This window comes from Pseudomonas sp. Ag1, assembly GCF_000278565.1.
Taxonomy (GTDB): Bacteria; Pseudomonadota; Gammaproteobacteria; order Pseudomonadales; family Pseudomonadaceae; genus Aquipseudomonas.
This window is the reverse complement of sequence record NZ_AKVH01000062.1, coordinates 22120-35023: the sequence shown is the minus strand read 5'-3', so window position 1 is coordinate 35023 and position 12904 is coordinate 22120. Positions and strand designations below refer to the sequence as shown.

The 12904-nt window shown below is 60.8% G+C and carries 11 protein-coding genes; 5 read left to right on the top strand and 6 right to left on the bottom strand.

Annotated features, from left to right (window positions below; genetic code table 11):
* Positions 1 to 78 precede the first annotated feature (78 nt).
* On the bottom strand, positions 79 to 549 hold the full coding sequence (locus A462_RS28900; RefSeq protein WP_008431341.1) for a DUF1289 domain-containing protein: 471 nt from the start codon (positions 547 to 549) through the stop codon (positions 79 to 81).
* A 394-nt stretch (positions 550 to 943) separates the two neighbouring features.
* Between A462_RS28900 and acnB the strand changes: the two genes are divergently transcribed.
* A complete protein-coding gene (acnB, locus tag A462_RS28905; protein WP_003209239.1) occupies positions 944 to 3544 on the top strand; it encodes a bifunctional aconitate hydratase 2/2-methylisocitrate dehydratase in 2601 nt (866 codons plus the stop codon).
* Positions 3545 to 3577: 33 nt separating this feature from the next.
* Here acnB and A462_RS28910 read toward each other — a convergent pair whose 3' ends face one another.
* Positions 3578 to 4000, bottom strand: coding sequence for a MerR family transcriptional regulator (locus A462_RS28910; RefSeq protein ID WP_008431339.1), 423 nt, complete (start codon positions 3998 to 4000; stop codon positions 3578 to 3580).
* A gap of 69 nt (positions 4001 to 4069) precedes the next feature.
* Here A462_RS28910 and A462_RS28915 point away from each other — a divergent pair, with 69 nt between their 5' ends.
* A complete protein-coding gene (locus tag A462_RS28915; RefSeq protein ID WP_008431337.1) occupies positions 4070 to 5302 on the top strand; it encodes an NADH:flavin oxidoreductase/NADH oxidase family protein in 1233 nt (410 codons plus the stop codon).
* 78 nt (positions 5303 to 5380) lie between these two features.
* A complete protein-coding gene (gene poxB / locus A462_RS28920) occupies positions 5381 to 7105 on the top strand; it encodes a ubiquinone-dependent pyruvate dehydrogenase (RefSeq protein WP_008431335.1) in 1725 nt (574 codons plus the stop codon).
* Between the two features lie 85 nt (positions 7106 to 7190).
* Here poxB and A462_RS28925 read toward each other — a convergent pair whose 3' ends face one another.
* Entirely contained in the window at positions 7191 to 7748 is a 558-nt protein-coding gene (locus A462_RS28925) for an NADPH-dependent FMN reductase (RefSeq protein ID WP_008431334.1), read from the bottom strand.
* 228 nt (positions 7749 to 7976) lie between these two features.
* Here A462_RS28925 and A462_RS28930 point away from each other — a divergent pair, with 228 nt between their 5' ends.
* Positions 7977 to 8213: a hypothetical protein gene (locus tag A462_RS28930; RefSeq protein ID WP_003209248.1), complete on the top strand. Its 237-nt coding sequence runs from the start codon at positions 7977 to 7979 to the stop codon at positions 8211 to 8213.
* A 4-nt stretch (positions 8214 to 8217) separates the two neighbouring features.
* Here A462_RS28930 and gspG read toward each other — a convergent pair whose 3' ends face one another.
* Positions 8218 to 8646: a type II secretion system major pseudopilin GspG gene (gene gspG, locus A462_RS28935; protein WP_008431333.1), complete on the bottom strand. Its 429-nt coding sequence runs from the start codon at positions 8644 to 8646 to the stop codon at positions 8218 to 8220.
* A 176-nt stretch (positions 8647 to 8822) separates the two neighbouring features.
* On the opposite strand from gspG, the gene A462_RS28940 reads away from it, so the two are divergent.
* Entirely contained in the window at positions 8823 to 9725 is a 903-nt protein-coding gene (locus tag A462_RS28940) for a LysR substrate-binding domain-containing protein (protein ID WP_008431332.1), read from the top strand.
* A gap of 300 nt (positions 9726 to 10025) precedes the next feature.
* Here A462_RS28940 and A462_RS28945 read toward each other — a convergent pair whose 3' ends face one another.
* Entirely contained in the window at positions 10026 to 10595 is a 570-nt protein-coding gene (locus A462_RS28945) for a GNAT family N-acetyltransferase (protein ID WP_003217028.1), read from the bottom strand.
* Between the two features lie 20 nt (positions 10596 to 10615).
* Positions 10616 to 12871 (bottom strand): Orn/Lys/Arg decarboxylase N-terminal domain-containing protein, encoded by a 2256-nt coding sequence (locus tag A462_RS28950; RefSeq protein WP_008431331.1) that lies wholly within the window; start codon positions 12869 to 12871, stop codon positions 10616 to 10618.
* Between the last annotated feature and the right edge of the window lie 33 nt (positions 12872 to 12904).

The window sequence follows — 12904 nt, the reverse complement described above, 5'->3', positions numbered from 1 at the left end:
TTGGGGCTTTTCCAAAGTGAGCCGCTGTAAGAGCGGAACCATAAGTGGCCGTTACCGCAGCAACGGATATGTACACAGTCAGCTACCAAAAGCATCCCGCAAAAACCCCGGCGCGATATACCGCTGATAGTGCGCCTCGGACAAAATAAAAAACTCCCGGTCAATGGCATCCCGCAACTCAGGCAACCCCCACTCCCGAAACTCCGGCATCAACACCATCCCATAAGCCTCAAGATTGCTGATCACCCGAGCTCCCCGGGCAATCAACTGATACGCCCAGCAGTACTCCGACTGATGCGGCACAAACCGAATCTTGCGCTGCTCCAGCTGCCCCCGCAGCATTTTAGGGTCAAACACCTCAAGCTTCCCGGCCATCACCTGCACCAACAACTGCTCCAGCCGCAGCCAAACCGCACGTTTTTCTTCCTCGTTATACCCGTTCCACTGAATCACCTCATGGTGAAACCGCTTGCACCCCCGGCACACAAGATCGCCGTAAACCGTGGAGCACAGGCCTACGCAGGGGGTCTTGATGGTTTGGTTAGACATGGTCGACAACGCACAAATCAGCGAAACAGTTGCACATGTTAGCCCTTTGTCTAAGGTTGATCACCCTGCAAACTTGGCGCGGCAACTTACGTTTAGAATTTTTTTGCCGTAGAATCATCCGGCCTTGTAAGGCGCCAATAATCCGTTGGAAGCTGTTTTCAAAGCGTCACGAGCACAGTCGTTCCTAAAGAACGGTGTTGGCGATGGTTATTTACCCGGTAAATAGCCAGCGCCAACCCTCATCAGCTCCGTTCTGCAGGCGTAAAACTTTGAAAGCAGCTTCTGTGAGGATTGCCGGCAGCGCTGGCTCTACGGCCCAAAAAGCCCCTGAGCGCATGCGTGCCGTGCATTTCTGGATGAGCGTCCCGTGGGACCACTGATGAGGGTAATAACTGTGCTTGAAGCCTACCGCAAACATATCGAAGAGCGTGCAGCCCTGGGTATCGTTCCCCAGCCGCTTAACGCCGAACAAACCGCAGGCCTGGTCGAGCTGCTGAAAAATCCCCCGGCTGGCGAAGAAGAATTCCTCGTTGACCTGATCACCAACCGCATTCCACCAGGCGTTGACGAAGCTGCCTACGTCAAGGCCGGTTTCCTGTCTGCCCTGGCCAAGGGCGAAGCCACTTCTCCCCTGATCGACAAGAAACGCGCTGTTGAACTGCTCGGCACCATGCAAGGCGGCTACAACATCGTGACCCTGGTCGAGCTGCTGGACGACGCCACCCTGGCCCCCGTCGCTGCCGCCCAACTCAAGCACACCCTGCTGATGTTCGATGCTTTCCACGACGTCGCGGAAAAAGCCAGGAACGGCAACGAACACGCCAAAGCCGTGATCCAGTCCTGGGCCGACGGCGAGTGGTTCAAGAACCGCCCGACCCTGGCCGACAAGATCAGCCTGCGCGTGTTCAAGGTCACCGGCGAAACCAACACCGACGACCTGTCCCCTGCCCCGGACGCCTGGTCCCGCCCTGACATTCCGCTGCACGCCCTGGCCATGCTGAAAATGGCCCGTGAAGGCATCGTGCCGGATGAGCAAGGTAAGACCGGCCCGATGAAGCAGATCGAAGAAATGCGCGGCCAGGGCTTCCCGATCGCCTACGTCGGTGACGTGGTCGGTACCGGTTCGTCGCGTAAATCGGCCACCAACTCGGTACTGTGGTTCTTCGGCGACGACGTGCCTTACGTGCCGAACAAGCGCGCTGGCGGCTTCTGCTTCGGCAGCAAGATCGCTCCAATCTTCTACAACACCATGGAAGATGCCGGCGCACTGCCAATCGAGTTCGACGTTACCAACATGAACATGGGCGACGTGATCGACCTGTACCCGCATGCTGGCAAAGTCACCAAGCACAACAGCGATGAAGTCCTGACCACCTTCGAAATGAAGACTCCGGTCCTGTTGGACGAAGTCCGTGCCGGCGGTCGTATCCCGCTGATCATCGGCCGTGGCCTGACCGAAAAGGCACGTGCCGAGCTGGGTCTGCCACCTTCGACCCTGTTCAAGCTGCCGGAAGCCCCGGCTGAAAGCGACAAGGGCTATACCCTGGCGCAGAAAATGGTCGGCAAGGCCTGCGGCGTGGCTGGCGTTCGTCCAGGCACCTACTGCGAACCGAAGATGACCACCGTCGGCTCCCAGGACACCACCGGTCCCATGACCCGTGACGAACTGAAAGACCTGGCGTGCCTGGGCTTCTCCACCGATCTGGTAATGCAGTCGTTCTGCCACACCGCGGCCTATCCAAAGCCGATCGACGTGACCACCCACCACACCCTGCCTGACTTCATCATGACCCGTGGCGGCGTATCGCTGCGTCCGGGCGACGGCATCATCCACAGCTGGCTGAACCGCATGCTGCTGCCGGACACCGTCGGTACCGGTGGTGACTCCCACACCCGTTTCCCGATGGGCATTTCGTTCCCGGCCGGTTCCGGCCTGGTAGCGTTCGCCGCCGCCACCGGCGTGATGCCGCTGGACATGCCGGAATCGATCCTGGTGCGTTTCAAAGGTGAAATGCAGCCTGGTATCACCCTGCGTGACCTGGTTCACGCCATTCCTTACTACGCGATCCAGGCTGGCCTGCTGACCGTAGAGAAGAAAGGCAAGAAGAACGCTTTCTCCGGCCGCATCCTGGAAATCGAAGGCCTGGACAACCTGAGCATCGAACAAGCCTTCGAGCTGTCCGACGCCTCGGCTGAACGTTCGGCTGCCGGTTGCACCATCAAGCTGTCGAAAGAATCCATCACCGAGTACCTGAACTCCAACATCACCCTGCTGCGCTGGATGATCGGTGAAGGCTACGGCGATGCGCGTACCCTGGAACGTCGTGCCCAAGCGATGGAAGCCTGGGTTGCCAACCCTGAGCTGATGGTTGCCGATGCTGACGCCGAATACGCGGAAATCATCGAGATCGACCTGGCCGACATCAAGGAGCCTGTGCTCTGCGCGCCAAACGATCCGGACGACGCCCGTCTGCTGTCCAGCGTTGCTGGCGAGAAGATCGACGAAGTGTTCATCGGTTCGTGCATGACCAACATCGGTCACTTCCGCGCTGCCGGTAAACTGCTGGATCAGGTCAAGGGTCAGCTGCCAACCCGTCTGTGGCTGTCGCCGCCGACCAAGATGGACGCTCACCAACTGACCGAAGAAGGATACTACGGCATCTACGGCAAGGCCGGCGCGCGCATGGAAATGCCGGGCTGCTCGCTGTGCATGGGTAACCAGGCACGTGTAGAGCCGAACTCGACCGTTGTGTCGACGTCGACCCGTAACTTCCCGAACCGTCTGGGTGACGGCGCAAACGTCTACCTGGCTTCGGCCGAGCTGGCGTCGGTGGCTTCCATCCTGGGTCGCCTGCCGACCGTCGAGGAGTACATGGAATACGCCGCGAAGATCAACACCATGGCCAGCGACGTGTATCGCTACCTGAGTTTTGACCAGATCGCCGAGTTCCGTGAAATTGCTGCAAGCGCCAACATCCCTGTGGTTCAAGCCTAAGGTTTTGTTGCTGTAAACGAACGCCGCGTATCGTCAGATGCGCGGCGTTTTTTTATGCGCCTCGATTGAGGCCCAGACCTTGTCCTGCGCCTGGGTGCACGGCGTGCCTTCCGGGTGCGCCTGGATCGTGGCGATCACCGCGCGTAACTCGGCCTTGCTCTGGTCCATTCGGGCTTGAAGCTCTTCTATCTGCGCAATCCTGCGCTCAAGCCTCAAGACGATATCGGCGCGTTTCGCCTCGCTCGGCGAATCGTCGGGCATCAGCGCCTTCAACTCCTGCAAGCTGAAACCGGCGCGCTGAGCGCCCTGGATCAATTGCAGCGTCTGCAACGTCTGCATGGGATAACGGCGATAGCCATTACCTTGTCGCTCGACCTGGATCAGCCCCTGGGCTTCGTAAAAACGAATCTTCGAGGCTGCCAAGCCGCTGCGTTCCGCCAGTTCACCAATATTCATCGCCAACCCCATTGACCTTAAAGTGACCTTTAAGCTTAGCCTGAGCGCTCCCAATGTGAGGAGTCAAGCATGTCGCCCTTTGAAGCGTTGCAATTGCCCAACGGCCAGCTCATCAGTAACCGCATCGCCAAGGCGGCGATGGAAGAGAACATGGCGGATGCGAACCAGGCGCCTTCCGAGGCCCTGATGCGCTTGTATCAAGCCTGGGCCGACGGCGAGCCCGGCCTGATCCTGACCGGCAACGTGATGATTGATCGCCGTGCCATGACCGGCCCCGGCGGCGTGGTGCTGGAAGACGAACGTCACCTGGACAAGTTTCGCCAATGGGCCGCGATTGGCCGGGCCAAGGGCGCGCAGTTCTGGGTGCAGCTCAACCACCCGGGCCGTCAGACCATGGCCAACCTCGGCCAGCAGGCCCTGGCACCTTCGGCGGTGGCCCTCGATCTCGGCGGCTTTTCGAAGATGTTCGCCCAACCCAAGGCCATGACCGAGGACGATATCCAGGACGTCATCACGCGCTTCGCCACCAGCGCGCGTCTCGCCGAAAAGGCCGGCTTCAGCGGTGCGCAGATTCACGCGGCCCACGGCTACCTGCTCAGCCAGTTTCTCTCGCCCTTGAGCAACCAGCGCACAGACCGCTGGGGCGGCAGCGTTGAAAACCGCGCTCGGCTGTTGCTGGAGGTGATCAAAGCCGTGCGCGCCGCCGTGAGCGCGGATTTCTGCGTGGCGGTGAAACTCAATTCCGCCGACTTCCAGCGCGGTGGCTTCGACGCCGCCGACGCCCATGCCGTGGTCGAGCTGCTCAACCCGCTGGCCATCGACCTGCTGGAACTGTCCGGCGGCAGCTACGAAGCCCCGGCCATGCAAGGCGAGGCTCGCGACGGACGCACCCTGGCCCGCGAAGCCTATTTCATCGAGATGGCCAGCGACTTGGCGAAAGTCGCCAACATGCCGGTGATGGTCACCGGCGGCATCCGGCGCTTGCCGATCGTGCAGCAAGTCCTGGACAGCGGCATCGCCATGGCCGGGATCGCCACTGCCCTGACCCTGGAGCCGCACCTGATCAAGCAATGGCGCGCCGGCCGCGATCTCAACCCGCAATTGCCGCCGATCCGCTGGAAGCGCAAACCCCTGGCCAGCCTGGCGAACATGGCAGTGGTGCGTTATCAGCTTCGCCGCCTGAGCCGTGGCCGCCAGCCGAACCCCGGGGTGACGCCGCTGCTGGCGTTGATAAAAGACCAACTGTTTATCGCCCGCCGCACTCGGCAATATCGCGCTGCGATGACCAATTCTTCACATTGAGCGGGGAGCATTCAGCGCCATGGAACTGTCCTTAACTGATCAGCAGCTTTTTACCCTCACTGACGATTGGAGTTCTTCATGGCGAAAATCACCCTGGCCCAGCAATTGGCGACCACCCTTGAACAGGCGGGCATCAAGCGCATCTGGGGCCTGACCGGCGACAGCCTCAACGGCCTGACCGACTCCCTGCGCACCATGGACAGCATCGAGTGGATGCATGTGCGCCACGAAGAAGTGGCCGCGTTTGCCGCCGGTGCCGAAGCCGCCGCCACCGGCGAACTGACCGTATGCGCCGGCAGCTGCGGCCCCGGCAACCTGCACTTGATCAATGGCCTGTTCGATTGCCATCGCAACCACGTGCCGGTGCTGGCCATTGCCGCACAGATCCCCTCCTCCGAGATCGGCCTGAACTACTTCCAGGAAACCCATCCCCAGGAACTGTTCAAGGAGTGCAGCCACTTTATCGAGCTGGTGACCAACCCCGAGCAGATGCCTCACGTGCTGCACCGTGCCATGCGCTCGGCGATCCTCAACCGCGGCGTAGCGGTGGTGGTGATTCCGGGGGATGTGTCACTGTTGGAAGTAGAAGATAAATTCAAACCGTGGCCGGCCCTGCTGGCACCGCGCACCTTGCCGGCGGAACAGGACCTGCAACGCCTCACCGACATCCTCGAACACAGCGGCAAAGTCACCCTGCTGTGTGGCAGCGGCTGTGCCGGCGCCCACGATGAGGTGGTGGCCCTGGCCGACGCCCTCGGCGCGCCCGTGGTGCATGCCCTGCGCGGCAAGGAACATGTGGAGTGGGACAACCCGTTCGACGTCGGCATGACCGGCCTGATCGGCTTCAGCTCCGGCTACCACGCCATGCTCAACTGCGACACGCTGATCATGCTCGGCACCGACTTCCCGTATCGCCAGTTCTACCCGACCGACGCGAAGATCATCCAGGTCGACCGCAACCCACAGGCACTGGGCCGGCGTGCCACGCTGGACCTGGGCATTGCAGCTGACGTCAGTGAGACCATCCAGGCGCTGCTGCCGCGCCTGACCCGCAAGACGGACCGCAGCTTCCTCGAAACCTCGCTCAAGCATTATGAAAAAGCCCGCCAAGGGTTGGATGACCTGGCGGAACCGTCAAAGGCCGGCCGGCCAATTCACCCGCAATACGTTGCGCGCCTGCTCAGCGAACTGGCGGACGACGACGCAATCTTCACCGCCGACGTTGGCTCGCCGACAGTCTGGGCGGCGCGTTACTTGAAAATGAACGGCAAGCGCCGGTTGATCGGCTCGTTCAACCATGGCTCGATGGCCAACGCCATGCCCCAGGCCATCGGTGCGCAAGCCGCGTTTCCCGGGCGCCAGGTGATTTCGATGTCCGGCGACGGTGGGTTCACCATGCTGATGGGGGATTTCATCAGCCTGGCGCAACTGAACCTGCCGGTGAAGCTGGTGGTGTTCAACAACTCTTCTTTGGGCTTCGTCGCCATGGAGATGAAAGCGGCGGGCTACCTGGATACCGGCACCGAGCTGAAAAACCCGGACTTTGCCGCCATGTCCAACGCCATGGGCATCCTCGGTATTCGCGTAGAGCAGTCCGAAGACCTGGAACCGGCCCTGCGCCGCGCACTGGCCCACGACGGCCCGGTGCTGGTGGACGTGGTCACCGCCACCCAGGAACTGGTGATGCCGCCGAGCATCAAGCTGGAACAGGCCAAGGGCTTCAGCCTGTACATGCTCAAGGCGGTGATGAGCGGACGCGGTGATGAGGTGATCGAGTTGGCGAAAACCAACTGGCTGCGTTAATAGCGCCGTAGTGGCCGACCACGCGGCCTGACCGCAGACAAAAAAGACCCCGCTTAAATAGCGGGGTCTTTTTTCGCACGGCTGATCAGCCGTGCTGTTTTTCCACCCACTTGCCATAGGCGTCGATAAACGCCTGCAAAAACGGCTTGGTCTTTTCCGAGACCTTGCCCGACTCATCGAACACGCTGCCCGCACCGCCCAGATAGGCTTCCGGCTGCTGCATGCACGGCACATCGAGGAACACCAGCGACTGGCGCAAATGGTGATTGGCCCCAAAACCGCCGATGGCTCCGGGAGACACACTGATCACCGCACCCGGCTTGCCGCTGAAGACACTTTGGCCATAAGGGCGCGAACCAACGTCAATCGCATTCTTCAATACACCCGGCACGGAGCGGTTGTATTCGGGGGTCACAAACAGCACCGCGTCGGATGAACGCACGTGTTGACGGAAAGTACTGTAGGCTGCCGGCGGTGCAGCACCGTCGATGTCCTCGTTGTAGAGCGGCAAATCGCCAATTTCGACAATGTTCAACTTGAGGTTGGCGGGCGCCAACTCGGCCAGTGCCAGGGCGACCTTGCGGTTGATCGACTCTTTTCTCAAGCTGCCGACCAGTACGGCAATCGTGTAGACCTTGCTCATTGGGGTTTCCCGATTTCTGACTTAAGGAGTTTGTAGTTATAGAGCCTGCGCGACGCTATCACCAGCGCGTTTTTGCAATCCCCAGGGACGTTTACACCGCAGATGGATTTGTAAGTAATGTCTGAAAAAGTCAACGAATAGTATTTTTTTTCAATAGGTAAACTACCCCGCTCTCCTACGGTCTACAGAACCGCAAATCGAGTGTTTATCTCCAGAGGTTCTAAACAGATGGCAGCAGTACTTGTCGGACAGTTCCATGCCAGAGACGCGGAAGGTCGCGTTTATTCGGTGCATGAGTTCCAGGAATCCAACCCGCCCCTCGACGGCCTGGCTGGCTCGGCGCCCACCACCACCTACAAGCTGGCCATTGGCGACCGCGTAGAAAAACTGGATGGCGATGAGTTCAGGCTGATTCAGTCGGGCACTATCATCACCCGCGAATCCGCCACGATCCACGCTTCATAAAACGTTATTCCCCATAGGCGATATCAACATTATCGCCGACGCCTCCCAGTGTCCGGTCCTTGCCGAACGAGAACAGATCAAAGTTGGTTTTGGCCTGGCTGGGAGGATAGTGGTACTGATAGGCCACGCCCCAAGGGTCCGTCAGCATGTCCTGATCCTTGAGATAGGGGCCCCGCCACTTCCCTTCTCCCGCTGGCTGAACCGTCAACACCGCCAGACCCTCGTCGTCGGTAGGATAACGCCCTACATCTTGATGAAAACGCTCGACTGCCTTGCCCAGCTCTTTCAACTGGACCTTGGCCGTGGCGATTTCCGACTGAGTCACGTCGCCGAAGATCCGCGGCCCCACCGCAACCGCCAACACACCGACCACCAGCACCACCACCAGCAGGTCCCACAACGAAAACCCGCGCGTGTCTGTTTTACCGAGCATCGATAAGGCTCCCCCGTGGATCCTCTGGTTGATACGCCCTTTGTATGACCTGCTGGTTGCAGGCGCCAAGGGACTTGATCGTGCAAGTCTAGTTGGGGCGCTGCCGTGGCGGGTCTTTTTTCCACGCCCGGGCCTGAGCCATTGAATCCACGTCGCGCTGAACATAGACTCCGGCCATGCGTTTACGTCATATCGAAGTCATTCAAGCGATTTTACAGACCGGACACCTCGGCACCGCCGCCGAATGGTTGCAACTGCCCGTGGCCGATGTGGACGCAACCCTCAAGGATGCCGAGCTGCAGTTGGGCTTCATGCTGTTCGCCAGTGTGCGCGGACGCTTGCAGGCCACCCGGGAAACCCTTGAGCTGCAGGCCGAAATCGCCCACCTCTATGCAGCCCTTGAGCCGGTGCAACGCCTGGCCAGCAGCCTGAAGCACCACCATGCCCCGCCCTTGCGCGCACTGTGCACCCCGCCGCTGGCCAATCAACTGCTGCCCCAGGCGATCGCCGTGCTGCGCCGACGTTTCCAAGACACGCCGTGCAACCTCTCCAGCCATTCCACCCGGGACATCGTCAAAAGCCTGCTGCTGCACGAAGCCGACCTCGGCCTGAGCCTGCACGACCCGGAACACCCGCAAATCCACAGCCAACCGCTGGCCCATGGCAAGCTGCAATTGCTCGCGCCCCATGGCTGGCTGAAGCCGCGGCAGAAATACATTGCGCTACAGGAGTTGGCCGGGCAGTCGATGATCGGCCTTGAAGGCCAGGACCCGCTGAGCCGCCTGCTGGACAGCAAGCTGCAAGCCCTGCGCCCGCTGCCGGTGGTGCAAACGCGGGTGCAGACGTATCAGATGATGCGCAGCATGGTAGAAGCCGGGGAAGGCCTGGCGATTGTCGACCCGTTCACCGCCAGCGGAGCACGGGAAGCCGGGCTGGATGCGTGCCCGTTGTCACCGCCGATTGTGGTGACCTTGTATGCGTTGACCCTGAAGGGCAGCGAGCCATCGCCCGCCTTGAATGCGCTGCTTGAGATTGTCACCGAGAAGGCTGAAAACCTGCTGACAAGCACATTGCCGTGAATGTGGGAGTTGTCGGGCCTTGGCGAGGCTGCGAAGGCGGCGGCACAGTCGATAAAGAGGTTGCCTGACCTACCGCCATCGCGGCCTCGCTGGGGCTCGACGGCTCCCACAGGGGRTCGRGGGAAGTCTGRGAGCTGTGTGTTCGGTCGCAAGTACTYGRSTTGCGCAAATCGAATGTGGGAGCTGTCGAGCTTCAGCGAGGCTGCGAAGGCGGCGGCACWGTCGATAAAGAGGTTGCCTGACCTACCGCYATCGCGGCCTCGCTGGGGCTCGACGGCTCCTACAGTTGATCGGTGAAGCTCAGACTGCTTCCAATTCTGTCTTGAACAACCGATACCAGAAAATCGCCACTTCGCGCGTCTGCGGATCAATCCCACGATAGCGCAGGTGGTCGATCCCGCCCATCACATACCCGCAGCGCTCATACAGCCGGCAGGCACCGAGGTTGTTGTTCTGGGTCTCCAGCATCATCCCCGGCAGGTTCTTCTTGCGGCTCCAGAACTGCGCCACGTCCAGCAACGCCTTGGCCACCCCGTGGCGCCGCGCGGGCAAGACCACCGCCAGCTCATCCACATGGGCAAAGCCGTTCCAGTTGGTGCTGACCACGATATGCCCCACGGGCCGGTCATCGAGGTAGGCCATGAACACCGCACTGTCGGCCGCGTCACGGAAGCTGGCGAACTCCTCGGGGTCGATGCCGTAGCATTTGCGGTACGGCACGATACGCTCCACCGCCCACTGGTCGACGCGCTTGCCCATTTCCGGCTTGCCGTAGGCGTTGACTTCAAAGCTGAAGTCGTTCCCCCACACGTAGGCGTCAAATCCTTCGTCAGCCACCCGGACACTGAGGCCCGGGTACTTCGGGTTCATTACAGCTTGCATAAACATCCTTAACCCTTGATGCAGTCGACGGTGTAACAACGACCACTGCCGTCATCTTCGTGTTGCAGTCCATGAACATCGGCAACAAAGCCGGGAAAACTGCTATCGAACGTCCTGGCAAACGCCAGGTAATCAATGATCGAGCGAGTCGATTCGGTAAAGCGCTCACCCGGCATGATCAACGGAATGCCCGGCGGGTAAGGCACCAGCATGACCGCTGCGACCCGACCTGGCAAAGCGTCGATGGACACCGCCTCGACTTCGCCCTTGACCAACAGGTCGTAGGCGTCGGCCGGTTTCATGGCGATTTCCGGCAGTACCGTGTACATCCGCTTCAGGTGCTTGGCCGTGGCGTTGCTGCGGTAACAGCTGTGCAACTGGTCGCACAGATCCTTCAAACCCAATCCCTGATACCGCGCCGGGCCCTGCTGAAACACCGATGGCAAACAGACAGCAAGGCTCACGTTGGCGTCATAACTGCGCTTGAATTCCAGCAGTTCGGTGAGCAGGGTACTCCACTTGCCTTTGGTGATGCCCATGGAAAACAGCACGAGGAACGAATACAGCCCGGTCTTTTCCACCACCAGCCCACGTTCCCAGAGGAATTTACTGACCACCGCAGCGGGAATTCCGCACTCGCTCAAAGCCCCGCCGGCATTCAGGCCAGGCATCACCAGGGTGACTTTTATCGGGTCCAGCAGCACGTAGTCTTCGGCGATATCGCCAAAGCCATGCCAGTCGGCCTGGGGTTGCAGCAGCCAGTCTGCGGTCACCACCCGGTCAATGCCCGCCACCAGCGGCGGCTGCCAGATGGAAAACCACCAGTCTTCAGCGGCGATGTGCTGGCGCAGGTTGGCCAGGGCACGTCGGAAGCTCAGGGCTTCGTCAAACATCTCCTGCAGCAAGGAACGCCCCGCCGGCCCTTCCATCATTGCGGACGCCACATCCAGGGAGGCGATGATGCTGTACTGCGGCGAGGTGGAAATATGCATCATGAACGCTTCGTTGAAGCGGTCGCGGTCCAGCTTGCGCACGCCGCCATCCTGCACATGGATCATCGACGCCTGGCTGAACGCCGCCAGCAGCTTGTGCGTGGAGTGCGTGGTGAACACCAGCGGGCTCTCGGGCGTGCGCGAAGTGCCCATGCCATAGCGCCCGGCGAAAAACTCATGAAACGCCGCGTAGGCGTACCAGGCTTCGTCGAAGTGCAGCACCTCGACGCTGTTGCCCAGTTGCTGCTTGATCAGTTCGGCGTTGTAGCACAGGCCGTCATAGGTGGAGTTGGTGACCACCGCCAGCTTGACCCTGGCCGGTCGGCCTCGGGTCAGCGGGCTGGCCTCGATCTTGGCGCGGATCGACTCGGGGCTGAACTCGCTCAGGGGAATCGGCCCGATGATCCCCAGTTCATTGCGCTCCGGGCACAGGTACAGCGGGATGGCGCCGGTCATGATGATCGAATGCAACACCGACTTGTGACAGTTGCGGTCCACCAGCACCAGGTCATCCCGGCCCACCATCGAGTGCCAGACGATCTTGTTGGCGGTGGAGGTGCCATTGATCACGAAGTAGGTGTGATCGGCGCCGAAGTTGCGCGCTGCCCGCGCCTCGGCTTCGGCCAACGGGCCGGTGTGGTCCAGCAGCGAGCCGAGCTCCGGCACCGACACCGACAAGTCCGAACGCAGGGTATTTTCCCCGAAGAACTGATGAAACGCCTGCCCCACCGGGCTTTTGCGATAGGCCACGCCGCCGCCATGACCGGGGGTGTGCCAGGAATAATTGGAATCCGCCGTGTGCTGCACCAGGGCCTTGAAGAATGGCGGCAACAGGCCATCCAGGTAGGCGCGGGCCGCACGGGCCACTTGCCGGGCAAGAAACGGCACGGTGTCTTCAAACAGATAAAGAATGCCCCGCAACTGGTTCAGCTCGCTCATGGCATCGGCTGGGGCGTTTTCCAGGGTGACCTGCTCACCGAGGGCGAAGATCGGCAGGTTTGGCGCCCGCACCCGCGCCAGGCGGATCAGCTCCACCATGTTTTGCATCAGATGGGTATTTTCCCCGGCGCCCTCGGCGGCAATCAGCATGCAGGCCAGGCCGTGATGGGTCGAAGCCACCAGGCGACCCTCGGCGTAGTCCACCGCCGAAAAGATACTGAAGCCCTCCTGCTCAAGCTCCCGGGCGATGCCCCGGACGCGGTCGCCGGCAACGGTGTCGGCCTTGATGTCGCGGTGTACGATCAGAACCGGGAACTTCAGGTCTTTGTACATGAGCGCTTGGCGTCCTGAGGGCTATGCCTTCAG